Raw genomic sequence first — 24,796 nt, 5'->3', positions numbered from 1 at the left:
ATAGCCAAGGGCGACCAGCAGGCACGTTGTTTATTCCCAGTAAGCGGATAATGCCATGATTGAATCGGACCGACTGATAACGGCCAAAGCCGGAGAATACGAAGAGGTGCATGATCGCGCCATCCGCCCGACGCTGTTGTCTGAATACGTTGGTCAGCCGACGGTGCGCGAACAAATGGAGATCTTTATCTCTGCTGCGCGGGCCCGTCAGGAAGCTTTGGATCACACCTTGATTTTCGGCCCGCCAGGCCTTGGTAAGACGACATTGGCAAATATCATTGCTAATGAGATGGGTGTTGCCATCAAAACCACTTCTGGGCCGGTGCTTGAAAAAGCAGGCGACTTGGCTGCGATGCTGACCAACCTTGAAGAAGGCGACGTTCTCTTCATCGATGAAATTCATCGTCTTAGCGCGGCAGTTGAAGAGGTGTTGTATCCAGCAATGGAAGATTATCAGCTGGATATTATGATTGGTGAAGGCCCGGCAGCGCGTTCGATCAAGTTGGATTTGCCTCCGTTTACTCTGGTGGGAGCGACCACTCGTGCAGGCCTGCTAACGTCACCGTTGAGGGATCGTTTTGGTATTGTTCAGCGCCTTGAATTCTACAATACCGCCGACTTGACTCATATTATTGCCCGATCGGCCCGATTATCGTCGGTAACGCTTGATGAGGGTGGCGCGTTTGAAATTGCTCGCCGTTCGCGGGGCACGCCGCGAATCGCCAATCGTTTGTTGCGCCGGGTGCGCGACTTCGCCGAAGTGCGTTCAGACGGTCGAATTACCGCCGAGATCGCCGATCAGGCGTTGAATATGTTGAAGGTTGATAGCCAAGGTTTCGATCACATGGATCGCCGGTTGTTATTAGCGATGATCGAAAAGTTTGATGGCGGCCCTGTCGGTGTGGAAAGTCTGGCGGCTGCGATTAGTGAAGAGCGAGGTACCATCGAAGACGTGCTTGAGCCGTTTTTGATTCAACAAGGGTACATGGTGCGGACCCAAAGAGGGCGTATGGTGACATCAAATGCCTATCAGCATTTTGGCGTGGTGCCGCCCAAGTCCGATAAAGAGAGCAATGGCTTTGACTGAGATGGCGAGAGCTCCGATTTTCGAATTACCGATTCGGGTCTATATAGAAGATACCGACGCGGGCGGGATTGTCTTTCATGCCAAGTACCTTCACTACATGGAGCGTGCCCGCACGGAATGGGTTCGCAGCCAGGGGGTAGAATTACGGGCAGGACTCGAGCAAAACGTTAGTTACGTTGTGCAAAAAATGACATTGCATTATGCGGCTCCGGCCAAGCTGGATGACCAGCTGCTGGTAACCGCCGAGCCGATTGCTTCGTCTAGAGTATGGATGACCTTTCGTCAGCAGGTGCTTAATGCCGATAGTCGGGCCGTGCTGTGTGATGCAGAGGTAAGGGTGGCTTGTGTGGCTCTGGATACCGGTAAGCCTCGGCGTTTGCCAGATAATATGAGTGTAATTTTGAAGAACGTGCTTTAATTAGCTGAAAACATAGAAACTTTTTGGGAGTGTACAGTGGGATCCGAACTATCAGTCTGGCATCTGATTGCGAACGCAGGGCTTCTGGTGCAGCTCGTCATGCTGTTATTGGTGATGGCTTCTGTCGTGTCTTGGGCGCTTATCTTTCAGAGGGTGAAGGTCTACCGCCAAGCGAAACAAGCTCAGTTGGCGTTTGAAGAGCGCTTCTGGTCTGGTATGGATCTCGGTCAGTTGTATAAAGATGTGAATGCCAACCCAACGCCGAATTCGGGTATGGAATCGCTCTTCCGGGCAGGCTTCAAAGAGTTTTCCAGGCTTCGTCAGCAAAGCCGTGATGCCGATGCCGTCATGGAAGGTACCCAGCGAGCGATGCGTGTTGCTTTCTCCCGAGAGCATGAGCGCCTGGATATGCACCTTCCGTTTCTGGCCACGGTCGGTTCTACCAGTCCTTACGTGGGGTTGTTTGGCACCGTTTGGGGCATCATGAACTCCTTCCGTGGTTTGGCCCAGGTGCAACAGGCGACTTTGGCAACGGTTGCTCCAGGGATTTCGGAAGCATTGATTGCGACAGCAATGGGTCTGTTCGCAGCGATTCCTGCGGTCATCGCCTACAACCGTTTTTCGACTATGTCTGATGCCCTCTTGAAGAACTATGAGACCTTCGCAGACGAATTCTCCAGCATTCTTCATCGTCGAGTTCATAATTCTGAACAGGCTGGCTCGTGATGGGTTCTGACGATAAAGGGAGAGTAGTTCGATGAAAAGTATGGGAATGATGTCCCGGGAACCGCGAAAGTCCATGTCGGAAATTAACGTGGTGCCCTACATTGACGTCATGTTGGTCCTACTTGTGATTTTCATGGTAACCGCACCTATGCTCACCCAAGGTGTGAAGGTGGATTTACCGGAAACGACGTCGGATCCGATCACTCAAGACAAAGACGTTGAAACCATCACCGTGTCGGTGGACAGCAATGGTGCTTATTTTCTGGAAGTGGGTGACGACAGCAGTGAGCCTATGTCTTTGGAAAACGTGCGGGCCCAGGTTTCAAAAATTTTGTCGCAACGTGCAAACGCAGAAGTGATGGTTCGTGGTGATGAATTTGTCGATTACGGCGTGGTTGTTCGTTTGATGGCGGAGCTTCAGGCCGCCGGTGCTTCTGGCATTGGCCTGATTACCGATGCACCTCAGGAACAGCCTTAATCAGGTGGCGGGATTGTTGTGAAGGGTCACGAACGGGACACGGTAAATAAAGACAGTATTTCATTGAAGTCGCCTGTAGCGATGTCGCTTGGGTTGCATTTGATGATTGTCGTGGTTGCGCTTGCGGGATGGTCATGGACCAATCCGGTGCAAGAGCCGGAGCCGCGTAGTATTTCTGCCAGGCTGATTAGCCCGGAGCCGAAACCGAGCCCTGTTGTTGATGAGCAAGATCAACGGGACGAGGCTGAGAAACGGGAGCAGGCTGCAGAGAAGCAGCGAAAAAAAGACGAGGCAGAGCGTAGAAAACAGCAGCAAGAAGCCGAACGTGAGGCGACTGAAAAAGCCGCTCAGGAAAAAGCTCGAAAAATAGAGCAAGAGCGCAAGCAACAAGAAGCTAAAGCTCGTGAAAAGGCTGAGCAGCAGGCACGCGCTAAAGAGGCTGCTCGTAAAAAGGCCGAAGCCGAAGCGAAAGAGCGTGAGCGCCAGAAGGCCGAGCAGGAACGAAAGCGCCAAGAGGCCAAACGCAAAGCCGAGGAAGAGAAAAAACGCCAAGAAGAGCAGCGCCGCGCAGAAGAGGCGGAGCGTAAGCGTAAAGAAGAGCAGGCTCGGAAAGAGGCCGAACAAAAGCGCAAGGAAGCCGAGCGCAGGCTGAGAGAGCAGCAGCTCAATGCGCTGGCGGATGAGGCCGAGAAGGCTCGTGAAAGTGAAGCGCGTCGCCAGCGTGAAGCGGCTGCAGCCAAGGCCCGGGATGCGCAAATGCTGAGCGACAGTGAAAAGTACCAAGCGTTGATTCGTGATCGCCTGGCACAGGCTTGGTATCCGCCGGCGTCAGCGACCGAAAACATGGTAGCGCGGCTGCAGATAACGTTGCTGCCGACCGGTGAGTTGCAAGGTGTCACGTTAGTCAGTAGCAGCGGTAATACTGCGTTTGATAACTCGGCGCTGAGCGCTGTGCGCTCTCTGAACCGATATCCCGTGCCGGGCGACAGAGATACGTTCGAGCGATATTTCCGACAGTTTACGATTGAATTCAACCCCAAACGGTTGCGGTGAGGCTGAATATGTTTAAGAACAGAAACTCGAAGAGACGATTGGGAAAACAAAACCTAACCGTGATCAGCTGCTTGTTGGTTATGTGTTTTGTTGCATCGAGTGCTCGAGCTGAATTACTGATTCGCATCACCGAAGGCGCAAACTCGGCGATTCCGGTGGCTGTCGTTCCTTTCGCGGAAAGCGGGGCCATGCCAGCCGGGGACAAGATCAGCAGCATTGTGCAGGCCGATTTGACCATGAGCGGTGAGTTCAAACCGCTGGATCCTTCCAAAATGTTGAGCCTGCCGTCTGAGCGTTCCGAAGTATACTTCCGTGACTGGCGCATGCTGGGGCAGCGCTATGTTTTGGTTGGTCAACTGACTAGCAATAATGGGAAAGTGGAGGCGCGTTACGAGCTTTTCGATGTGAATCGCGAACAGCGGATTTTGGGCGAAACTGCCGCAGCGCCGGCCGGAAATGTACGTTCTCTAGCTCATCACATTAGTGATCGCGTGTATGAGGCGATTACCGGCGAGCCTGGAGCCTTCTCCACTAAGTTGGCTTACGTCACGCTCTCGGGCACCGGCAAGAACAGCGTCTATCGTTTACACGTTAGTGATATTGATGGTCAACGTTCCAAGGTACGCCTGGAAAGCGATGAACCCATTTTGTCGCCCTCATGGTCGCCGGATGGCAAGAAGCTAGCTTACGTGTCTTTCGAGACTGGTAAGCCGGTTATCTACATTCACGAGTTGGGTACCGGCAAGCGCTCAAAAGCCGCGGATTTCCCCGGACTGAATTCCGCTCCCGCTTGGTCGCCCGATGGCAAGTCGCTACTAATGACGTTGTCCAAAGACGGTAATGCCGAGGTGTATGAAAAGAATCTGACCAGTGGTCAGATCACAAAGCTGACCAATCATTGGGCCATTGATACCGAGGCTGCCTGGGATCACTCGGGGAAGGGTGTGTTCTTTACCTCTGATCGGTCAGGCGGACCCCAGATTTATTACATGGAACGCCCCGGGGCGGAAGCGCGCAGAATTACCTTTGGAAGTCGTTACAACGCTCGAGCGCGTCCAGATTCCAAAGGCGAATACGTTTACTACGTGCATCAACGGGAGCGATCATTCCACATTGCACGCCGCAATTTGAAAACTGATGAAGAGTCAATTGTTACACGTACCGGAACAGATGAATCTCCCAGTGTGTCGCCGAACGGCCGTATGCTGATCTATGCCACTGAACAAGGTGGCAAAGGGGTGCTGACGGTGGTTTCCGCTGATGGCGGTGCGGCTTACAGTTTGCCCGCCTCAGAGGGTGAAGTAAGAGAACCTGCTTGGGGTCCGATTACACGCTAATCGCCTTATAGCCAAAAAATGTCAATGTCACGAAGAGAAGGAAGGTAGTTATGAAAGTGTCTGCACAAAACAAAGCATTTGCGATGTTGTTGTCTTTTGGTCTGGTTGCGGGTTGTAGCTCGACTGGCGACACCATGGAAGACGGAGAGTACGGTTACGATTCCGGCTCAGACGTTGCTGCGATTGATCAAGAAGGCGGTTCTACTGTTTACGGCGGTGAAGACGGTGAGGGTGTTTCCTCTTCGGTTCTAAGTGATGAAGAGCGCGCCGAAGCTCGTGCGAAAGCAGAGCAAGAAGCTTTGCGTAACATCACAACCTTCTACTTCGATTTCGACACCTCCGAGATTAAGCAAGAAGCCCGCAACGCGCTCGTAACCCATGCTCGCTTCCTGTCTAGCAACCCGCGCCAGCAAGTACGTCTTGAAGGTCATGCAGACGAACGCGGCAGCAAGGAATACAACCTTGCTCTGGGCGAACGTCGTGCCAAAGCCGTTGAGCGCTTCCTTGTTGTGAATGGTGCTTCACGTGGCCAGATCGAAACCGTAAGCTATGGTGAAGAGAAGCCGGTGGTTCGTGGCTCCAGCGAAAGCGCTTATGGCCAGAACCGTCGCGTTGAGCTGATTTTCAAGTAATGAACGTTAATAAACGGACTGACCCATGAGACAAACACTCATGGCGGCCGTGCTCATCCCGCTAGGCTTCGGTCTGGCGGGAGCAGTTGCTGCACAGTCGTCGACGCCTGCATATCAGAATACCGCATCAGAAGCCCAGCGTAAGGCTGGCAACAGCCAGGCAACGGCCGAGTTGTTTTATATGATTCAACAGCTTCAGGGCGATGTACGGCGGCTTCAGGGAACGGTGGAAGAGCAGCAGTACGAAATCCGGAAACTGCAGCAGCAAGGAAGGGATCGATACGTCGACCTCGACCAGCGAATACTCGATTTGTCGAAAACATTGGAAGAAAAGGCTTCGTCATCAAGTGGTGAAGCAAGCGGCCCTGGGTCATCGACGGCCAAGCCGGAAGTGCGTAAATATCGAGCGCCAGATGCGGAGGAACGGCAAACCTATAATCAGATTATCGATCTGATCCGCAATCAAAAGGCCTACGACGATGCGATTACTCAGCTATACGAGTTCGTTGATCAGTACCCGGAAGGCGACTTAACCGTTAATGCCTATTATTGGCTGGGTGAAGTGTATCTGGCTAAACCTCAGCTTGAGCAAGCCAAGCAAGCTTTTACGATCGTGGCTACCCGCTATGATGATCATCGTAAAGCGGCCGATGCGGTATACAAACTAGGTGTGACGCTCGACAAGTTGGGTGAGAAAGGCGAAGCTAAACGTCGAATGCAGATGGTGGTGGATCATTACCCGGATTCCAGTGCAGCCGATCTGGCTCGAAAGTTTCTAGGTGAAGCGTGAAATTGTTCGCATAACCACCAAGTTGATCGGTGTTTAGTCAGTATCTGAAAAAAATCAAAAAACCCTGAAAAAGGGGTTGATCAGCACAAAAATATCATTAATATACGCGTCTTCATTGGGTCGTTAGCTCAGTTGGTAGAGCAGTTGGCTTTTAACCAATTGGTCGATGGTTCGAATCCATCACGACCCACCAATTACAGAGCACCGGATTTTTCCGTTGTTCGTCGGGTGAAAAACCGGCAATACCAGTTATGGGTCGTTAGCTCAGTTGGTAGAGCAGTTGGCTTTTAACCAATTGGTCGATGGTTCGAATCCATCACGACCCACCAACATAGCAAAGCCGGACTAGTGGTTTTGCTAGAAAAAAGAGCCTTCGGGCTCTTTTTTTTTGCCTGCAGTTTTTGGGGAGATGTCTCACTGTCCTCAATTCAAATGGGGAAGTGATATACTCGGCCTGTAACGTTCAACGCAGAGATCCATCAATGACACGAGCGCAAGACCGCATCCTTGTTCAGGAACACCTGGCTCATGCCGCTGAGCCTAAGCCTCTCAGCACTAACGAGAAAGCCGAGCTTGAGGCCCGCATCAAACAGGTACTTTTAGACAAAGATGCTGTGCTGGTTGCTCATTACTATACCGACCCTGATATCCAGCGATTGGCTGAAGAAACGGGCGGCTGTGTGGCTGACTCTTTGGAAATGGCGCGTTTCGGTAACCAGCATTCAGCCACGACCGTGGTCGTGGCCGGTGTCAGGTTTATGGGCGAAACAGCGAAGATTCTAAACCCTGAAAAACGCGTGTTGATGCCAACGCTTGAAGCGACCTGTTCGCTAGACGTTGGTTGTCCCGCAGACGAGTTTTCAGATTTCTGTGATCAGCACCCCGATCGCACCGTGGTCGTGTATGCCAACACCTCTGCGGCCGTTAAGGCGAGGGCAGACTGGGTAGTCACCTCAAGCTGTGCACAGGCTATTGTAGAAGACCTGGATGCCAAGGGAGAAAAGATTCTCTGGGCACCCGACAAGCATTTGGGTCATTACGTACAGAAAACAACCGGCGCTGACGTGCTCTTGTGGGACGGTTCCTGCATCGTGCACGAAGAATTCAAGTCGAGAGGGCTTGAAGATTTGAAAGCGCTGTACCCTAATGCTGCGATTTTGGTGCACCCCGAGTCACCTGACGCAGTCGTCGAAATGGCTGACGTGGTGGGCTCAACATCGCAGTTGATCCATGCGGTACAGAGTATGCCGAATGAAGAATTTATTGTGGCCACTGACAACGGCATCTTCTACAAGATGCAGCAGTTGGCCCCAAATAAAACACTGATTGAGGCACCGACAGCTGGGAACGGCGCTACATGCCGGAGCTGTGCACAATGTCCCTGGATGGCGATGAACGGTTTGGAGAACCTGCTTCATGTGCTTGAAATCGGTGATCAGGAAGTGCACGTCGACCCGACCCTTCGTGAAGACGCCTTGCGCCCTCTCAAACGCATGTTGAATTTCACGAAAGGTATGAACCTCAAGGCGGCTGGTAACGCCTCTTGATGGGTTGGTAGGTCCTGATCAGGATCTGTTGGCTTGCTGAATGCGGCTGGCGATTTCGCTCAGCCGTTCGCTAACCACCTGTCTTTCCGAAGAGCCCGCAGGCAGTTTCTCCTGAGCTTGCCTCAGCTGGCGCTGAGCGGACCGGTAGTCCCCTCGCAAGGCATCGTATTCCGCTCTCGCTCTATGAACGCCGACGATGTTTCTTGCCATGCCTTCAGCTTCCGCAAGCCGGAGCCAAATCTGGTCGCCGGAAGGGCGCTGGCGGGTCAGTTCTTTTAAATAACTGGCGGCTGCAGAGCCATTGCCATCCGCAATCTCAAGCCCAGCTAATGCCCAGGTGATCGGGTAATTACTTGGGTTTCTTGATAGTGCTGTTTTCAGAATGTCTCGGGCATCTTCGTAGCGCTTTTGCTCGGTATAGACTTCAGCGAGAGATACTTGGAACGTAATGCGCCCCGGATTTTTCGATAGAAGCTCCCGCAGAATGCTTTCAGCTTTATCCAGTTGCTTGTTTTCTTTATAAGCCACGGCAAGTCCGTAGCGTATCGCATCGTTCTTTTTAACGTCGTCTCGATTCAAGTACGACTCGAATATCTCGACAGCCGATGCGGGAGTGTTGGCGTAATGAACCTGCAAGCGGCTGCGCATCAGGTGGTATTCCTGACTGTCGTGCACCGTCTTGCTGGGGTATTGCTCAGCCCGATTTTGCGTGTCGGAGACACGGCTCTGTGTCAGCGGGTGGGTTGAGAGATATTCCGGCATCTTGTTCCCTTGCAGGCGGTTCTGCCGCATCATGATTTCGAACATCTCGGGCATGCCTCTTGGGTCAAGACCGGCATTGGCGAGAATGTCCAGGCCCACACGGTCGGCTTCCTGTTCATGAGCCCGGCTGTAGGACAGCATGTTTTGAATGGCCATAGCCTGTGTGCCCGCGATAGCGGCTATACCAATGTCAGATTGGGTGACGGCAGAGAGGATGATGCCGGCGATCATGCCAGCCAATGTTAACGGTGTGCTGGTTTCCTGTTGCTCCATGCGCCGCGCAAAGTGGCGTTGGCTCAAGTGAGCCAATTCGTGTGCGAGTACCGAAGCAAACTGTTGTTCTGTAGTGGCATTAAGAAAGAGTCCGCCATTTACTCCAACCACACCCCCCGGCACAGCGAACGCATTAAGTGCGGGGCTGTCGATGAGAACAAGCTTGAGGTTTCTATTATCCAGAGGGGCGAACGGCACCAACCGATAAATCACGTTGTTTAAGTAGTCATACACCAAGGGGTCTTGCACCTGCGGCGCCGACCGCCGAATAGAGGTCATCACCTGCTCGCCAATGCTGGCCTCCTGTTGGCCGGCTATCAGCCCACCACTGCCGCCAAACGAGGGCAAGGGTGTTGAGTCAGCCTTTACCGCGGGTGTTACGAGAAACGCTGTGAACAGGGCGGCCGCACTAAAAAGCGTAAAGGTGCGGCGATTGGTGCGAAGGAGCGTCATGAACTTTGATGTTGCCTCAACAAGAGTGTGTGGGTTTGCTGCAAACGGCTCTATGGTGCTTCGTGCACGGGGCCCGGGCAGTATTACCAACTGTTTTGATGCATTAGAGTAACACTGTCGGCATAATGCTTGCCCATTGTTGAATGAATATTAATGGTGTTTCCCAAGATGGCTGACAGAACTCTGGATGCAAGTGGGCTTCGTTGTCCGATGCCGCTACTGAAAACCAAGTTAGAGCTTAATGCAATGGCCTCCGGTGAGCGTTTGGAAGTGATCGCTACGGATGCTGGGTCAGCACGGGATATTCCTGCCTATATAAAATTATCCGCTCACGAACTCCTTAGCAATAAGGAAGATAACGGTGAATACCGGTTCGTGATAGAGTGCGGCGGATAATCGTCGGAGCGTTTCATGATCAGAGTCTTGCGAGATCTCGCGAATAAATACTTTTCGGATGAAGAGGCGGTGGTGCTGTTTCTCATCTTGTTGGCGGGCACCGTTTTTATTGTGTGGTTCGGGGCGATGCTGGCACCGGCTATTGCTTCCTTGATTGTTGCCTTTATTCTGCAAGGGTTGGTGCTCAAACTGCAACGGTGGGGTGTGCCTGACTTTGTGGCGATCATCAGTGTATTTCTGATGTTTCTCGGAGTGCTGGTGGGCTTTCTCTTCGGCTTGCTGCCACTGATTTGGTCACAGGTGTCGAATCTCGCGAAAGAAGCGCCACGAATCATTCGCGAGCTCCAATCGTATCTGGAGGTCTTGCCCGACGAGTATCCGCATTTGGTCTCCGCTGAGGCGGTCAACGCAGTGTACCAGCAGGTTTCTACGGAAGTGGCTCATATAACCCAGTGGCTGGTGTCGTTCTCGCTATCCAGCATACCGGACCTCGTCGCGCTTCTAATCTATATGGTCTTGGTGCCCATTCTGGTGTTCTTCTTCCTGAAAGATCGGGAATTGCTGGTGAGCTCGTTCGCGCGGTTATTGCCAAAGCAACGTCCGATGATGATTGGCATCTGGCGTGAGGTGAACATGCAGTGTGCCAATTATGTCCGAGGCAAAGCGCTGGAAATCTTAATCGTGGGCTCTGCGACCTACATCGCGTTTAAAGTCTTGGGCATGCCTTATGCGGCTTTGCTGTCGTTGTTGGTGGGGATTAGCGTGGTGATTCCGTACATTGGCGCGGCGGTGGTCACCATTCCGGTTGCGGTGATTGGGCTGTTTGCGTTCGGTTGGGGCAGCCATTTTATTTGGGTGATGGTGGTATACGGCATCATCCAGGCGTTAGACGGTAATGTGTTGGTGCCGGTGTTGTTTTCGGAAGTGAACAACCTGCACCCGGTTGCGATCATTGTCGCGGTTTTGTTTTTCGGTGGTGTGTGGGGGTTGTGGGGTGTTTTCTTTGCGATACCGCTGGCAACCATGCTGAAGGCAATATTCGCAGCTTGGCCGGTGAAGAATGTGGCTTCCCCACCGGCAGCGGAGGGCTAGGCTTATAGAGCTTTGACGGCGTCTAGTACCTCATCGGCGTGGCCTTTTACTTTAACGCCGCGCCATTCTTGACGGAGTACACCTTCCTTATCAACCAGGAAGGTGCTTCTTTCAATGCCCAAATGCTCTTTGCCATAAAGCTTTTTGAGCTTAATAACATCAAAAAGCTTGCACAGGTCTTCGTCTTTGTCTGAAATCAGGTGAAACGGGAACTCGTACTTGGCACGAAAGTTCTCGTGTACACGCAAGCTGTCGCGGGAAACACCGAATATTTCAGTGTCCAGAGCCGAGAATTGCTCCATGCGATCACGAAAATCTTGGCCTTCGGTGGTGCATCCGGGGGTGTTGTCTTTCGGATAAAAGTAGATAATAACGTTTTTACCCTTAAGGCCAGCCAGGGTAATTGATTGATCACCGGTGGCCTGGGCCTGAAAATCGGGTACAGGCTGATTCAATGCTACGGATGACATGACATCTCCTTTAATTCCCTTGTGTCAGTTCGAGCCCAACATTACCATATCGGTTTAATTCGGACGGAGTTTTTATGATTACGGGTAGCCTCGTCGCACTAGTTACGCCCATGCATCCCAATGGTGATATTCACTGGGAAGATTTGGACAAACTAGTGGACTTTCATATCGAAAATGGCACTCATGGCATTGTGGCTGTGGGCACCACTGGTGAGTCCGCCACTTTGGACCCGAAAGAGCATTGTCGGGTGATCGGCCATATCATAAAACGAGTGGACGGCAGGATCCCTGTGATCGCCGGTAGCGGCGGTAACAGTACCCGGGAAGCGATCGACCTGACCACAGAAGCCCATAAACTAGGTGCGGATGCGTGTTTGTTGGTTGTGCCGTATTACAACAAACCAACTCAGGAAGGCTTGTATCAGCATTTCAAAGCCATCGCAGAAGCTGTGCCAGCTATGAGCCAAATTGTATACAACGTGCCCGGGCGTACCGCCTGCGATATGTTGAACGAAACGGTTCTGCGTCTTGCTGATATTCCCAATATTGTCGGCATCAAAGATGCAACCGGCAATATCCCTCGTGGAATCGAGTTGATTGAAGGCTTGGCCGGGCGCTTGGCCGTCTACTCCGGAGATGACGCCACGGCAGCAGAACTCATGCTCGCGGGCGCTAAAGGGAATGTGTCAGTTACCGCTAATGTCGCGCCAAAGGGCATGTCACAGTTGTGTGAGGCCGCAATCGCCGGGAATGAAGAAGAGACCCGCCGGCTGAACGAGCTATTGACCCCCTTAAACCACAAGCTGTTTCTGGAAGCGAACCCGATTCCGGTTAAATGGGCTCTGCAGCATATGGGCGTAATTGGTGAAGGGATTCGTCTGCCGCTGACTCCGCTCAGCGAGAAGTTCCACGGTGAAGTGGAAGACGCACTCAAGGCTTCAGGTGTTCTCTGAGGCCAACTCCTTTTCTCCTCAACCGGAGTAACCCGATGCAGGTTCCTGGAAGAACCCGTTACAAACTTGTATCTCTAGCCCGGCCTGTTGCCGGGTTTGTGTTTGCTGGCACGCTGGCTGGTTGTGGCTTTTTGCCCGATCGTTCCGAAGATTATGTCAATGCACCTGAAGGTACGCCCATTGTGGTGCCTGCCGGCTATGATAATTCCCGTCTTGGCGAAGCCATGCCCATTCGCAGCATTCGCACGGATGATTCCCGCCGAATGTACCCATCTACCATTCCCCGTCCTCCCGATATGACGTCCGATATTCTCGACGAGAACTACGTTATCGAAGAATTGGACGGCCGATTGTGGTTGCTCGTAAACGATGTGCCTGGGCGTTTATGGCCAGCAGCGAGTGCGTGGATGAGTCAAGCTGGTTTGGGTGTTGCCCACGACAGCCCACAGTTGGGCGTTTTGCAAAGCGAACTGGCTAACTTCAGCATAGCGGCCCGTACTCTGCTCGAGTTGGATAACGCTCCGGCTGCGACTGAACCGAAGGTGCTTGTTCAGTTAAGGCTAGCGCCTGGTATTCGTCGTAAAACGACGGAAATTCGTGCTCAGGTATTGGAATTCGATGAAGGGCCAGAGGGCTTGGTCGCCTGGAACCCGGATTCAACTGATAATGAACCATCGAAAGCGCTTCAGAAAAAACTCTTGGGTGAGTTGGCGGAGTTTTTGAAACAGAAAGAGGACAGTAAATCGTTCTCCAGGGCGGCTTCAGACATGGTGGCTAAGCCACTGGTTCGTTTGATTTCGGAAAACGAGCAGGCAAAAGCTGTTGAGGTCGAGTTGGATTACGGCCGAACATGGGCTGAGGTGAATCGATCACTTGAAGAAATTGGCGCGAATATTGTCGATATTGATCGCAGCGCCGGTTGGGTTCAGGTGAATTTTCGCACTGAAGACGAACGTTCGCCCGGCTGGTTTTCTTGGTTCAGCGACGACGAAAAGCTCATTCATACCCACACGGTAACAATCAGCCAGGCAGCCCCTGCCATGGCGGTTACGGCCGAGCGCGTTGACACCTATAATGGTGAGCAAACCAGTGCCGACCTGCTTACCAAACTGTTTGAACATCTGTACTGATTAACGGGGCGGCCGGGCAGGCTGCCGACCGTTTGGAGACTCTAATGGAAAAGCGCGAAGAACTGTATGCGGGCAAGGCAAAATCTGTTTACCGCACCGATGACCCCAATCGTTTCGTTTTGGTATTCCGGGACGACACGTCTGCCTTTGACGGCGAGAAGAAAGAACAGCTTAACCGCAAAGGCATGGTAAACAACAAATTCAATGCCTTCGTGATGGAAAAGCTTGAAGCGGCCGGCGTGCCGACTCACTTTGAAGGACTGTTATCCGGCACCGAATCTTTGGTCAAAAAACTCGATATGATTCCGGTTGAATGCGTTGTGCGCAACGTCTCTGCTGGCAGCCTGTGCCGTAGAATTGGTGTGGAAGAAGGTGTTGAGCTGAACCCACCAACCTACGAGCTGTTCCTGAAAGATGATGCCTTGCACGACCCTATGGTCAACGAATCTTTGGCGGTGAGCTTCGGTTGGGCGTCAGAAGCCGAACTGGCGCAGATGAAAGAATTGACCTACAAAGTGAATGACGTGCTCAAAACTCTGTTTGACGAGGCTGGCATGCTGCTGGTTGATTACAAACTGGAATTTGGCCGCAGTGAAGGCAAGATTGTATTGGGTGATGAGTTCAGCCCGGATGGCTGTCGTATTTGGGATAAGGAAACCCGCAAAAAGATGGATAAAGACCGGTTCCGCCAGGGGCTGGGTAGCGTGATCGAAACCTACGAAGAAGTAGGTCGTCGTCTCGGCATCAGTTTTGACTGATCACTACAATAAAAACCTAAACGACAGGTGTTTGTTATGCGTAAATTGATGATTGCCGTGGGTGGTTCTTTGGTACTTGCTGCTCCTTTGGCCTGCGCCGACGTAGTAGGCGCAGGCGCAAGTGTTAGCTACTGGAACTCGGATTTTTCCGGAGACGTGGTTAACAAAGGAGACGTTGTCGATATCGACAAAGACCTCAATATGAGCAGCGACGGCAACGCCAATTTTACCGCTAACTTTGAGCACCCAATTCCGGTACTGCCCAACGTGCGGTTGAACTACACCGGTATTTCTCAGAGTGGTCGGGGCGAGATTGGCCTCGCGGAGTTTGACGGAATTGGTGTTGGCGCTGACGTCAAATCTGACCTCGACATCGAGCAACTCGATGCGACCTTCTATTACGAAGTGTTGGACAACTGGGTGAACTTGGATCTAGGCCTGACGGCGCGGAAGATGGATGCTGAGCTTATCGTGCGAGATACAGCTTTCGGCGGCAGAGTCAGTAAGACTTCTGTAGATGCCGTTTTGCCCTTGGGCTACGCCGCTGTTCGCTTCGACCTACCGTTCACCGGCGTGTCCGTGGGTGGTGAAGGCAACGTGATTTCCTACAGCGGTGATTCATTGTACGACGTCAATGTTTACGGTCAGTTCGATGTGGCGGTACTGCGCCTGCGCGCCGGCTACCGTGAGATGGCCATTGATTATGAAGACGACGACGATCGGCTGGATGTGAAGCTATCCGGCCCGTTTGCAAGTATTGGCGTTGACTTCTAAGTAGACGAACAGGCGCCTCCGGGCGCCATTTTTTTGGAGAGCAGATTTTGAAAATCCTGGTAACGGGCACTGCCGGTTTTATCGGCTCGCACCTGGCTCATCGGCTGTTGGATCGCGGTGATGAAGTGATTGGTGTGGACAACGTTAACGACTATTATGACGTCAACCTCAAGGAAGCGCGATTGGCGCGGTTGTTGGATAAGCCGGGCTTCACCGAAGTGCGCGAAGATGTCGCTAATCGTGAAGCAATGGAAGTTCTGTTCCGCGAGCACAAGCCTGAGCGGGTTGTGCATCTGGCGGCGCAAGCCGGTGTTCGTTATTCATTGGAAAATCCCCATGCCTACATCGATGCTAATTTGGTGGGCTTTACCAATATATTGGAAGGCTGCCGTCACAACGACGTGAAGCATCTGGTGTATGCCTCCAGCAGCTCGGTATACGGTGCCAACGAAACCATGCCGTTTTCAGTGCATGACAACGTGGATCACCCGTTGAGCTTGTACGCCGCATCCAAAAAGGCTAATGAGCTGATGGCTCACACCTACAGCCATCTTTACGACATGCCGACCACCGGTTTACGGTTCTTTACCGTTTACGGCCCTTGGGGGCGCCCGGATATGGCGTTATTTATATTCACCAAGAAGATTCTGGCGGGCGAACCGATTGATGTATTCAATCACGGTCAACACCGCCGAGATTTCACCTACATCGATGACATCGTTGAAGGCGTAATCCGCACCCTGGACCATGTAGCCGAACCAAACCCGGAATGGTCAGGCGCTCAGCCAGACCCAGGTACCAGCAAGGCGCCGTACCGCATCTACAACATAGGTAGCAATAACCCGGTCGAGCTATCTCGGTTTATTGAGATCATTGAGGAGCGGGTGGGTAAGAAAGCTCAGAAGAATTTGCTGCCGCTGCAGCCGGGTGATGTGCCGGCTACTTACGCCAACGTTGATGATCTGATCAACGATGTGGATTATAAACCTGCAACGCCGGTTGAAGAGGGCATTGCTAACTTCGTGGACTGGTATCGGGACTTCTACAAAGTCTGATTTCGCCTCGAGTCCCGCGTAATAAAAAACGGCCGACAATTATGTCGGCCGTTTTTTTAACTCCAGGGTAATCTCAAGCAACGACTGCTTTACGGCGCGCTCGTAAACCGATTCCCAACAGGCCTAGGCCGATAAGAGCCAAAGATGAAGGCTCAGGTACCGAGGTGGATGGCTGGCATGCCGGATCATTTGGATTGAGTTGGCAGAAATCCAGTGTTTCCTGCAGTTTCTTGTTTGCGAAGTCAGTGACGAACTGCTGAACAACATTCTGGTCATTGGTGTTAAACAGGTTCAGGTCGAACACTGTGCCACCGTGATCAGTGATCAAATCTGTATAAGAATTCTTAGTGCTTGTTCCTCTAAGTACACCATTGTACAGCGCGTTGTTGCTGGTCAGTAGGCCATCCAGAATGCTCTCTGAAACGGCTTGACCACCTACAGCTCCTCGGGAAGCGAAGTCGCCATTGGATGGTTCGTCGGTCAAGATGATGATGTTCTTGACTGCATTGCCGCGGAAAGAGAACAGGTCTGTTTGGTTGTCTAATTCGTTGAGTGCGAACGCCGTAGCTGTGTAGCCTGGTTCTGATCCGCCGTTGGTTAACAGACCTTGAGCTGCCGTCGAGAAGTTATTGGCATCGGTGAAATCGGTGATCATTCGGGGCGCGGGTGATCTGCTTCCGTACCCTACCAGTCCATACTGCGCATCAACTTGGTTGGTTCCTGTCAGGATACTGGCAAATAACCCAATGTTGTTCCTTAGGTTAGTTTGAACATTACCCATAGAGCCAGATTCATCGACAACAAATACGATGTCACTGAGAATGGGGGCCGCCTGCACGGGTGATATCGCGATGGAGGCCCCTAACAGAAGCCCTGAGAATAGCTTTTTGATATTCATGGTTGGTTCCCTCGTTCCATTTTATTCGAAATCGCCCGTTATTCGTTTGAGCGTAAGGGAACAAAAGGCATGCTGCGTGCCATGTTTTTGGTGGTTATTTTTATACTTTAAAACAGCGTGTTATGAAGGCGTTGATGCAGACAGTGAGAATGACTGTATAAAAAGCTGACAAACTTAAGGCTGCATTCTTGGCCTTAGTTGTTGACCGACGGCTCGCATTTGAGGGTAAAGCGAACAGGGTGCTTTTGTAACGGGCAATCAAAGGCAAGGTATTTCGCGACTAGCTGGAGACCTGATGGGGCTTTGGTGCCATAAAGCCGATCGCCCACAATCGGATGTCCGACCTCCGCTAGATGGCGCCGTATCTGATGTTTTCTGCCTGTGTCTATTTTGACTTCCACGAGTGTTGTGTTCGTTTCCGAATCGACGTTAATGGTCTTGACGTGACTTACCGATGCTTTGCCATCAATAGGGGCGTCAATTTTAGTATCTTGAGCGAGCAGTTGTCCGGTAACCCGTGCCCGATAGATTTTGGTCATGGCCCGGCTTGAAAACAGGGTAGAGAGGGCAGCTGCGGCCTTGCCATCATGGGCAACAAGCATTAATCCTGCGGCATCCGCATCTAGGCGGTGCACTAAAAAGCAAGATCGGTTCAGTTGAAGTTCGGCGAGGCGGAGCAAGCTGCAATGATCCCCCCATTGGGATCCTTGAGATAACAGCCCATGGGGTTTATTCCAGACACTGTAACGACCTTTATCCTCAATGAGCGTTGGAGTTTCTGGCTCGCGGGCCAACACGGTGTCATCATAAAACAGCTCAATCCTAGTTCCCGGTTGTAATTCCCGTTTGGCTTTCCGCAGCCGCACGCGTTTGCCCTTCTGCAGCCACCAGCAAGCCCCTTTCGCCATTGCGTCTTTTATACGCTGCTTCGGCAGACCGGAGGCCGGCGCAAGTGCATCCACGGCGGTTTGAGCGGAATCAACGGTGATATCAATCTGTTTGCGCATCGGGGGGTCCAGGAGGCTGCGGATGTCAGGGCAATGGTACGAAGCTACAGAACGCGGGACAAGTGGTTTCGTGCTGCGGGACTGAGTTAACCAATCGAAGGGCAGGGTGTACACTGAATATAGAATTTTCAGAGGAGAATGAAAATGCCGCTCATAGGATGGTTGTTTATATTAGCTGCGATTGCCATGGTGGTTGGTAGCCTGTTATTCCTCAGAGACAGTGCCAATATGCAAATCCCGGAAGAGAAGCTGGAAAAAATCCGCGCTCGAAAAGCTCAGCTCGAGAAAGAAGAACGAGAAGAGGAAAAGCGGGATGGATAGTTTTAGAGGCCAGCCAGTAACACATAACTCTGGGCGAAATAGAAAGCCCAGTCGTAATAGTAGTAAGGATCCAAGTATTTGGTTTCAAGCAACTCAGGGTGGTCTGCGATCACTGCCAAGGCCATGATTCCCGCTGCACAAGTACACTTTTTCCCAGTTCCCACGCTTAACTCCTTCTAAGCGGCACGTTTTTATTCCGAGATATGCGATCAACAGCTACATATTTAAGAGTGCTTACGACAAGGATAGTAGGCGTTGGGCGGGTCACCAGTTTTTTGTGCTGTTCTTACACCGCACCGAAATGGAGATGTGGAGGGGGTAGGCTGTTAAGAGTAGGGGGAATAGCTGGTTTTGTGAAAGGTGTGCGCCAGAAACGAAAAAAGCCACTTGTCTTACGCCTAAGTGACTTTCCTGCTTGCAGGGAATGGTAGGACCACCCAGATTCGAACTGGGGACCTCTACCATGTCAAGGTAGCGCTCTAACCAACTGAGCTATGGTCCTATGTCCTGCAACGGGGACGAAATATACTGATTATCCCGTTACTGGTCAACTACTTTGAAGCGTATTTTTCACTTTCATTAGGCCTTTAATCGCGCGCAGCAAGGCATTCCAGCGATTGACCAATAAAGCCGCGAATATAAGGGCGCATCCGCCGATTTGGAGAAGGGCCATACTCTCGTTAAACCACACGGCGGCAAACAGGGCGACCCATACTGGTTCCAATATGAGAATCACCACCCCGTGACTGTGCGCTGACAGGCTTTGAGCATAGGTTTGCAGCAGAAAACGTCCCGCTGTCGCTATGATGGCGCTGGCCAGTACCCAAACGTATAGGATGGGTGGTGGATTGGCGAAGGTGGTCGCCCAAGGTTCTGTGATGGCGGATTCCGCCAGAGTAACTACGCCCACGGTCAGAAGTGCCATGGCGGTGAGCGGAAGGGCGGGGACTTTCTTTTTCTCGATGGTTTCGCCGTGCTTGTTCACCACTGTCCGTTGATTGGCGGTTCGGGTGTTCAGAGTGAAGTAGAGCGCAAAAATAAACGCGGCCATGACGAAATAGAGTTGGCCTGGGTCCGGCCTGAAACCGTTTTCCAGTGAAAGCAGGGCTAAGCCCGACACCGCGATGGGTATCGCTATCCATGTGCTAATGGGCTGCGTTTCACCAAATAATAGCCTTGCGAGTATGGGCACAATAACCACGCCAAGGCTGGTCAGAAAAGCGCCTTCACCCATGCTGTCGCCGTGGAAAAGCCCCATGATCCAGCAGGTCATCGCAATCCCGAACACAGCTCCAACGCCAATACTGCGCTGAATTTGATCCAAGCTCAGGCGGCGCAGAGAGGGCAAGGCCAAAAGAAACAGCACACCACCGGCAATTAAAAAGCGGACGGCCATAAACAAAAGCGGCGGCATCATCAGTACCGCTTCTTTCGAAAATATCCAGCCGACCGCCGCTAGAAGCGTGACGACAACCAAGAGAAGGTCGGATTTGTGAGCGTCAGACATGATTAGGCAAAGCCTGCATATATAAAAAGGTGGACCAATTTATCGTTAGGTCGCTAAAAAAGAAAGCAGCGAAAACCGAGGGGGAGTGGCTCGTCCATGAGCCGGTGGGGATTTGTTAGTTGTTTAGGCTGGAGTACAGCAGGTTAGGCATGCTGGTCTGGTTTGAGCCTGGCACTTCGAGATATTGGTCGCCAGAACCCCAGAGCTGAGACTGCCGTCGAAATAGCCCGTTGAGTTCGCAGGTTCCAATGTCGTTGTGTCCGCTTTATCACGGTCTGGCGAGGTTTCCAGGGGCGCTGAGAGGTTGTTTCCCACCACCTGTGGGCCGGTTGTCGTTGGGTTCGACTGGTATGGTCTTGATCGGTGCTCGCGGATTGCTGGTGTCGTTTGGGATTGATGGTGTCTGGTTGGCGAGGCGTGGCGGCTATCCGTAGTAATACGTTGTGCCGAAAGCGACATATACGATACATTTCCGTATAACCTTCTCCATCACGCACAACGCTTCGTGGCTGTTAAAAGCCACAGCTCACAGGTCAGAGGCATCAGGATGCGGTACCTGCAATCGTTTCACCGTCGCTTGCGCTATCTTCGCGAAGCGGGTCAGCTTTCTTGTTCGGACATTGCGGCCATGTGCGGCGTAGAAGAAGCTGTGGTTCAGCGTTGGGAGGAACCGGAGCTAAAGCAACGTCGATACCCGGGCGTGGCCGAACTACTGGATTTGTGTGTAAAAACAGAAACACCCCTCGAACAATTGCTGGACATGAACGACGACAGCGACGCAGACCAGCTGGAGTTGCCGGGTTTGGTTGTTGGTAGTGGTGACGGTCTTGCGGAAGCGCTGAAAGAGTTGGAGTACGAAATAGAGCGCGTGAAATTGTCGGACGAGGAGATCGAAATTCTGCGCCGGTTCCGTAAAGCCTCAACAGATAACCGGCGCATGGTATTACAGCTGCTAGGGGGCTAGGCCCTTACTTGCCTTTCTTATAGATATTTTCGTACACGTAGTTGGTGGCTTCAACGAAACCATCAATGCTGCCGCAGTCGAAACGCTTGCCTTTAAATTGATACGCCAGCACGCAGCCGTTCTTGGCTTGTTCCAGCAGGGCATCAGTGATCTGTACCTCGCCGTTTTTGCCCGGAGGCGTGCGCTTCAGAATTTCAAAGATGTCTGGTGTCAAAATGTAGCGGCCGATGATGGCAAGATTACTCGGTGCGTTCTCCGGCGTGGGTTTTTCAACCATGTCGGTGATGCGGTACAAACCGTCTTTCATAGATTCACCAGCGATCACACCGTACTTATGAGTTTCATCCATAGGCACTTCTTCAATGGCGACAATTGAACAGCGGAACTGGTTGTACAGTTTTACCATCTGGCTCAACACACCGTCGTCGTTTTCCGGGCCTACGCAGAAGTCGTCAGCCAGAACCACCGCAAACGGGTTGTCACCGACCAAGTTGCGGCCTGTCAGAATAGCGTGCCCCAAGCCTTTCATTTCGCTCTGGCGGGTAAACGCGAAGGTGTTGTTGTCGATCAGATCGCGAATAGAGGTAAGCAGGCCTTCTTTTCCTGAACCAGCAATTTGATGTTCCAATTCGTAACTGATGTCGAAGTGGTCTTCGATAGCGCGCTTACCGCGACCCGTCACGAATCCGAATTCGTGTATGCCGGCGTCTGACGCTTCTTCCACGCCATACTGAACCAGCGGCTTATTAACAACCGGCAGGATTTCTTTGGGCATGGCCTTGGTGGCCGGGAGGAAGCGTGTGCCATAACCGGCAACGGGGAAGAGACACTTCTTGATCATAGGGTTCATCCTTCATTCGATTCGAGTTTGTTGGGAGCCTTCCCACAAAGTGCGTTAAGTGTAGCGAAGTTGCGTGGCTAAATGGAGGGTTTCGTGGCTATGAAGGAGGGTGGAGCAGGTTTAGGCCGGATATCTGCTAACAATTATACTTTCGCCGCAATGCGTATTGTTGACAATCCGTGTGTTGAAGCGTAGTTTTCGAATCATCATCACTTGGATTGTTAACAAAACATGGCTGAAGTTCAGTTGCAAGCTCAAACCCGCGCCGACGAAGCATTCGATTGTTTGCAAACCGCAATCGTAAAAGGCGATTTGGCGCCGGGCGAAAAAATCGGTGAGGTCGAGCTCTGCTCTCGATTCAACTTGACACGCGGGCCGCTCAGGGAAGCGCTGGGCCGATTGGAGTCCCGCGGCCTGTTAGTGCGCCGGCCTCATGCCGGAGTAAAGGTGGTCTCTGTCAGTGCGGATGAGCTGATCGAGCTGTACCGGATTCGTGAAGTGATGGAAGGCCTGGCGGCTCGGCAAGCAGCCGAGCGCATGACTGATGAGGAAATCCAGGACTTGTTAGCGACGCTGGACAGCCACGAAGCCATGATCGAAGAAGCCCAAGGGCAAGCCTATTATCAGGCCGAAGGCGATTACGATTTTCATCACCGCATTGCCACCGGCAGTCGAAACACAAAGTTAGCCCAGATGCTTCTGGGTGATCTTTATTACATGGTACGCATGTACCGCTACCGATTAAGTACATCCGCCGGGCGCCCCCATATGGCGCTGGGCGAACACCGAAGTATCGTCGAAGCCATTGCTCAGCGCGATGGTGAACTCGCCGAATTTTTAATGAAAAGACACATCAACGCCGCCCGTCAAAATATTGAGAAAAAGATTGAAGAAGGCGTTTTAACCATCTGATTAAGAGGTAATTATTATGGCTAAGCTTTCCGCAGGTGCTCGTTTCCGTAAAGCTCTGAAAGAAAACCAACCGCTGCAGATTGTCGGCACCATCAATGCCTATGCGGCCATGATGGCTGAGCGGGTAGGGCATCAAGCCATTTACCTGTCAGGTGGTGGTGTTGCTAACGCATCCTACGGTCTGCCGGACCTGGGCATGACCAGCATGAACGACGTTGTCGAAGACGTGCGCCGCATTACTGCAGCCACCGATGTACCGCTTCTGGTTGATATCGACACGGGTTGGGGCGGCGCCTTCAATATTGGCCGTACCATTCGTGAAATGGAGCGTGCAGGCGCGGCCGCGGTTCACATTGAAGACCAAGTGGCCCAAAAGCGCTGTGGTCACCGTCCGAACAAAGAAATTGTCTCCAAAGAGGAAATGGTAGATCGTATCCGTGCAGCAGCCGATGCTCGGGAAGACAAAGATTTCTTCATCATGGCCCGTACCGATGCTTTTCAGAAAGAAGGTCTGAAAGCTGCGATTGACCGTGCGAAAGCCTGTATCGAAGCCGGTGCGGATGGCATCTTCGCTGAAGCGGTCCATGAACTGTCGGACTACAAAGCCTTTGCCGAAGCCATCGATGCGCCGATTCTCGCGAACATCACCGAGTTCGGCGCTACGCCTCTATACAACAAGTCTGAGCTGGCTGAAGCCGGTGCCGCCATGGTTCTGTATCCGCTAAGTGCTTTCCGCGCGATGAACAAAGCGGCACTGACGGTTTACCAGAACATTCTGGAAAAAGGCGATCAGAAAGACGTAGTAGACTTGATGCAAACCCGCATGGAACTCTACGACTTCCTGAACTACCACGACTTCGAGCAGAAGCTGGACGAATTGTTCACTCAGAAAAAAGACTGAATCGTTAAAACTCTAATAACTGGAGATTGAGGGAGACCGACATGGCTGAAGCAAAGAAACTAGGTGGAGCAGGTCTGCGTGGCCAAGTGGCTGGTGAAACCGCGTTGTGTACTGTAGGCAAATCCGGTGCCGGCCTGACGTATCGCGGATACGACGTAAAAGATCTGGCGGAGCATGCCCAGTTTGAAGAAGTGGCTTACCTGCTGCTGCGAGGCAAGCTGCCTAACCAGCAAGAATTGGATGCCTACACAGCTAAGCTTAAGAGCCTGCGATCCCTGCCGGATGCCCTGAAAACGGTGTTGGAGCAGATCCCGAGCAACGCTCACCCGATGGACGTGATGCGCACTGGCTGTTCCGTGTTGGGTAACCTGGAAACTGAAAACGATTTCAGTGAACAGGACGACAAAATCGACCGCATGCTGGCGGCATTCCCGGCGATCATCACCTATTGGTATCGCTTTGCCCACGAAGGCGTGCGCATCGATACTGCGAACAGCGAATCCGACTCTATTGGCGGCCTGTTCTTGGAGCTGCTGCACGGCAAGAAGCCGAGCGAGTTGCATGAGCGCGTTATGAACGTGTCGCTGATTCTATACGCAGAGCACGAGTTCAACGCGTCTACCTTTACCGCTCGCGTGTGTGCTTCAACGCTGTCGGATATTCACAGCTGTGTCACCGGTGCTATCGGTTCCCTGCGTGGACCTTTGCACGGAGGTGCCAATGAAGCTGCGATGGAGTTGATCCAGCGCTTTAATAGTGCAGACGAAGCCGAAACCGGCCTGATGGGTATGCTTAAGCGTAAAGAAAAGATTATGGGCTTCGGCCACGCGATCTACACCGATTCTGATCCGCGTAACGGCATTATCAAGCAGTGGTCTGAGAAGCTGGCGCAAGAAGTGGGTGATACCGTTCTGTACCCGGTTTCTGTCCGCTGTGAAGAAGTGATGTGGCGTGAGAAGAAATTGTTCTGCAACGCGGATTTCTTCCACGCATCGGCCTACCACTTTATGGGCATTCCGACCGAGTTGTTTACACCCATCTTCGTAATGTCTCGGGTATCTGGCTGGACGGCCCACGTTAAAGAACAGCGCGCCAAGAACCGTATTATTCGCCCCAGTGCGGATTATACCGGCCCGGAAAATCAGGAATGGCTGCCTCTTGAAAAACGCAGCTAAAGGCTGAACAGGAAGGAATAGTCTGGAATCCCCGAAGGGGTCTGTCCCCCTCGGGGCCAGACCCCAACCGTTTTTGTCGCGCCCAT

The 24,796-nt window shown here is 52.3% G+C and carries 28 protein-coding genes and 3 tRNA genes; 23 read left to right on the top strand and 8 right to left on the bottom strand.

Annotation, left to right across the window (positions count from 1 at the left end; all coding sequences use genetic code 11):
- Positions 1-55: 55 nt before the first annotated feature.
- The 11 genes from ruvB to nadA all read left to right on the top strand — a co-directional run bounded on the left by ruvB (position 56) and on the right by nadA (position 8,068).
- Complete coding sequence (gene ruvB / locus K5L82_RS06040) at positions 56-1,087, top strand: Holliday junction branch migration DNA helicase RuvB (RefSeq protein ID WP_133005778.1); 1,032 nt, start codon at positions 56-58, stop codon at positions 1,085-1,087.
- Positions 1,074-1,505, top strand: coding sequence for a tol-pal system-associated acyl-CoA thioesterase (ybgC, locus tag K5L82_RS06035; RefSeq protein WP_133005777.1), 432 nt, complete (start codon positions 1,074-1,076; stop codon positions 1,503-1,505). Before ruvB ends, ybgC begins: the two co-directional genes overlap by 14 nt.
- A gap of 36 nt (positions 1,506-1,541) precedes the next feature.
- Positions 1,542-2,231, top strand: a complete 690-nt coding sequence (tolQ, locus tag K5L82_RS06030; protein WP_133005776.1) for a protein TolQ — start codon at positions 1,542-1,544, stop codon at positions 2,229-2,231.
- 31 nt (positions 2,232-2,262) lie between these two features.
- On the top strand, positions 2,263-2,709 hold the full coding sequence (gene tolR, locus K5L82_RS06025; RefSeq protein ID WP_133005775.1) for a protein TolR: 447 nt from the start codon (positions 2,263-2,265) through the stop codon (positions 2,707-2,709).
- 81 nt (positions 2,710-2,790) lie between these two features.
- Positions 2,791-3,762: a cell envelope integrity protein TolA gene (tolA, locus tag K5L82_RS06020; protein ID WP_223134005.1), complete on the top strand. Its 972-nt coding sequence runs from the start codon at positions 2,791-2,793 to the stop codon at positions 3,760-3,762.
- An 80-nt stretch (positions 3,763-3,842) separates the two neighbouring features.
- Positions 3,843-5,099 carry a Tol-Pal system beta propeller repeat protein TolB gene (gene tolB, locus K5L82_RS06015; RefSeq protein WP_262492589.1) on the top strand — a complete coding sequence of 419 codons (1,257 nt, stop codon included), beginning with the start codon at positions 3,843-3,845 and terminating at the stop codon, positions 5,097-5,099.
- A gap of 50 nt (positions 5,100-5,149) precedes the next feature.
- Positions 5,150-5,731 (top strand): peptidoglycan-associated lipoprotein Pal, encoded by a 582-nt coding sequence (gene pal / locus K5L82_RS06010; RefSeq protein WP_223133538.1) that lies wholly within the window; start codon positions 5,150-5,152, stop codon positions 5,729-5,731.
- Positions 5,732-5,756: 25 nt separating this feature from the next.
- Positions 5,757-6,521, top strand: a complete 765-nt coding sequence (ybgF, locus tag K5L82_RS06005; RefSeq protein WP_223133537.1) for a tol-pal system protein YbgF — start codon at positions 5,757-5,759, stop codon at positions 6,519-6,521.
- Between the two features lie 117 nt (positions 6,522-6,638).
- Positions 6,639-6,714 (top strand) — tRNA-Lys (locus K5L82_RS06000).
- A 60-nt stretch (positions 6,715-6,774) separates the two neighbouring features.
- Positions 6,775-6,850 (top strand) — tRNA-Lys (locus K5L82_RS05995).
- Positions 6,851-7,003: 153 nt separating this feature from the next.
- On the top strand, positions 7,004-8,068 hold the full coding sequence (gene nadA / locus K5L82_RS05990; protein ID WP_223133536.1) for a quinolinate synthase NadA: 1,065 nt from the start codon (positions 7,004-7,006) through the stop codon (positions 8,066-8,068).
- Between the two features lie 18 nt (positions 8,069-8,086).
- Here nadA and K5L82_RS05985 read toward each other — a convergent pair whose 3' ends face one another.
- Positions 8,087-9,556: a M48 family metalloprotease gene (locus tag K5L82_RS05985; RefSeq protein ID WP_223133535.1), complete on the bottom strand. Its 1,470-nt coding sequence runs from the start codon at positions 9,554-9,556 to the stop codon at positions 8,087-8,089.
- Positions 9,557-9,724: 168 nt separating this feature from the next.
- On the opposite strand from K5L82_RS05985, the gene K5L82_RS05980 reads away from it, so the two are divergent.
- On the top strand, positions 9,725-9,952 hold the full coding sequence (locus K5L82_RS05980) for a sulfurtransferase TusA family protein (protein ID WP_223133534.1): 228 nt from the start codon (positions 9,725-9,727) through the stop codon (positions 9,950-9,952).
- A 15-nt stretch (positions 9,953-9,967) separates the two neighbouring features.
- Entirely contained in the window at positions 9,968-11,044 is a 1,077-nt protein-coding gene (locus K5L82_RS05975) for an AI-2E family transporter (RefSeq protein WP_223133533.1), read from the top strand.
- A gap of 2 nt (positions 11,045-11,046) precedes the next feature.
- On the opposite strand, the gene K5L82_RS05970 is transcribed toward K5L82_RS05975, so the two are convergent.
- Complete coding sequence (locus K5L82_RS05970; RefSeq protein ID WP_133005767.1) at positions 11,047-11,514, bottom strand: peroxiredoxin; 468 nt, start codon at positions 11,512-11,514, stop codon at positions 11,047-11,049.
- A 74-nt stretch (positions 11,515-11,588) separates the two neighbouring features.
- Here K5L82_RS05970 and dapA point away from each other — a divergent pair, with 74 nt between their 5' ends.
- Genes dapA through K5L82_RS05945 form a run of 5 tightly spaced genes read left to right on the top strand, consistent with a single transcriptional unit; the run spans position 11,589 to position 16,184 of the window.
- Complete coding sequence (gene dapA, locus K5L82_RS05965) at positions 11,589-12,467, top strand: 4-hydroxy-tetrahydrodipicolinate synthase (protein ID WP_223133532.1); 879 nt, start codon at positions 11,589-11,591, stop codon at positions 12,465-12,467.
- 35 nt (positions 12,468-12,502) lie between these two features.
- Complete coding sequence (gene bamC / locus K5L82_RS05960) at positions 12,503-13,597, top strand: outer membrane protein assembly factor BamC (protein WP_223133531.1); 1,095 nt, start codon at positions 12,503-12,505, stop codon at positions 13,595-13,597.
- Between the two features lie 44 nt (positions 13,598-13,641).
- Positions 13,642-14,355 carry a phosphoribosylaminoimidazolesuccinocarboxamide synthase gene (purC, locus tag K5L82_RS05955; protein WP_223133530.1) on the top strand — a complete coding sequence of 238 codons (714 nt, stop codon included), beginning with the start codon at positions 13,642-13,644 and terminating at the stop codon, positions 14,353-14,355.
- Positions 14,356-14,391: 36 nt separating this feature from the next.
- On the top strand, positions 14,392-15,129 hold the full coding sequence (locus tag K5L82_RS05950) for a TIGR04219 family outer membrane beta-barrel protein (RefSeq protein ID WP_223133529.1): 738 nt from the start codon (positions 14,392-14,394) through the stop codon (positions 15,127-15,129).
- A gap of 47 nt (positions 15,130-15,176) precedes the next feature.
- Positions 15,177-16,184, top strand: coding sequence for an NAD-dependent epimerase (locus K5L82_RS05945; RefSeq protein ID WP_223133528.1), 1,008 nt, complete (start codon positions 15,177-15,179; stop codon positions 16,182-16,184).
- Between the two features lie 73 nt (positions 16,185-16,257).
- Here K5L82_RS05945 and K5L82_RS05940 read toward each other — a convergent pair whose 3' ends face one another.
- Both K5L82_RS05940 and K5L82_RS05935 read right to left on the bottom strand, forming a co-directional pair.
- The gene (locus tag K5L82_RS05940; RefSeq protein WP_223134004.1) at positions 16,258-17,082 is read right to left on the bottom strand and encodes a vWA domain-containing protein; all 825 of its coding nucleotides are present in this window, start codon (positions 17,080-17,082) and stop codon (positions 16,258-16,260) included.
- Between the two features lie 194 nt (positions 17,083-17,276).
- Entirely contained in the window at positions 17,277-18,089 is an 813-nt protein-coding gene (locus K5L82_RS05935; protein ID WP_223133527.1) for an RluA family pseudouridine synthase, read from the bottom strand.
- Positions 18,090-18,233: 144 nt separating this feature from the next.
- Here K5L82_RS05935 and K5L82_RS05930 point away from each other — a divergent pair, with 144 nt between their 5' ends.
- Positions 18,234-18,410, top strand: coding sequence for a DUF2897 family protein (locus K5L82_RS05930; protein WP_133005759.1), 177 nt, complete (start codon positions 18,234-18,236; stop codon positions 18,408-18,410).
- Positions 18,411-18,412: 2 nt separating this feature from the next.
- Here K5L82_RS05930 and K5L82_RS05925 read toward each other — a convergent pair whose 3' ends face one another.
- The 3 genes from K5L82_RS05925 to K5L82_RS05915 all read right to left on the bottom strand — a co-directional run bounded on the left by K5L82_RS05925 (position 18,413) and on the right by K5L82_RS05915 (position 19,917).
- Entirely contained in the window at positions 18,413-18,574 is a 162-nt protein-coding gene (locus tag K5L82_RS05925; protein ID WP_165950598.1) for a hypothetical protein, read from the bottom strand.
- Between the two features lie 261 nt (positions 18,575-18,835).
- Positions 18,836-18,912: transfer RNA gene (locus K5L82_RS05920), tRNA-Val, on the bottom strand.
- A 45-nt stretch (positions 18,913-18,957) separates the two neighbouring features.
- Complete coding sequence (locus K5L82_RS05915; RefSeq protein ID WP_223133526.1) at positions 18,958-19,917, bottom strand: DMT family transporter; 960 nt, start codon at positions 19,915-19,917, stop codon at positions 18,958-18,960.
- Between the two features lie 547 nt (positions 19,918-20,464).
- Here K5L82_RS05915 and K5L82_RS05910 point away from each other — a divergent pair.
- Entirely contained in the window at positions 20,465-20,881 is a 417-nt protein-coding gene (locus tag K5L82_RS05910; protein WP_133005729.1) for a helix-turn-helix domain-containing protein, read from the top strand.
- Between the two features lie 4 nt (positions 20,882-20,885).
- Here K5L82_RS05910 and galU read toward each other — a convergent pair whose 3' ends face one another.
- Complete coding sequence (gene galU / locus K5L82_RS05905; RefSeq protein WP_223133525.1) at positions 20,886-21,722, bottom strand: UTP--glucose-1-phosphate uridylyltransferase GalU; 837 nt, start codon at positions 21,720-21,722, stop codon at positions 20,886-20,888.
- 231 nt (positions 21,723-21,953) lie between these two features.
- On the opposite strand from galU, the gene K5L82_RS05900 reads away from it, so the two are divergent.
- Genes K5L82_RS05900 through prpC form a run of 3 tightly spaced genes read left to right on the top strand, consistent with a single transcriptional unit; the run spans position 21,954 to position 24,710 of the window.
- A complete protein-coding gene (locus K5L82_RS05900; protein WP_133005727.1) occupies positions 21,954-22,634 on the top strand; it encodes a GntR family transcriptional regulator in 681 nt (226 codons plus the stop codon).
- Between the two features lie 13 nt (positions 22,635-22,647).
- Positions 22,648-23,535: a methylisocitrate lyase gene (gene prpB, locus K5L82_RS05895; protein ID WP_316933386.1), complete on the top strand. Its 888-nt coding sequence runs from the start codon at positions 22,648-22,650 to the stop codon at positions 23,533-23,535.
- Positions 23,536-23,576: 41 nt separating this feature from the next.
- Positions 23,577-24,710: a 2-methylcitrate synthase gene (gene prpC, locus K5L82_RS05890; RefSeq protein ID WP_223133523.1), complete on the top strand. Its 1,134-nt coding sequence runs from the start codon at positions 23,577-23,579 to the stop codon at positions 24,708-24,710.
- Positions 24,711-24,796: the final 86 nt, after the last annotated feature.

The sequence above is a fragment of the Marinobacter sp. AL4B genome (assembly GCF_019916045.1).
In the GTDB taxonomy this organism is placed as follows: Bacteria; Pseudomonadota; Gammaproteobacteria; order Pseudomonadales; family Oleiphilaceae; genus Marinobacter.
This window is presented reverse-complemented; position numbering and strand designations above follow the sequence as displayed.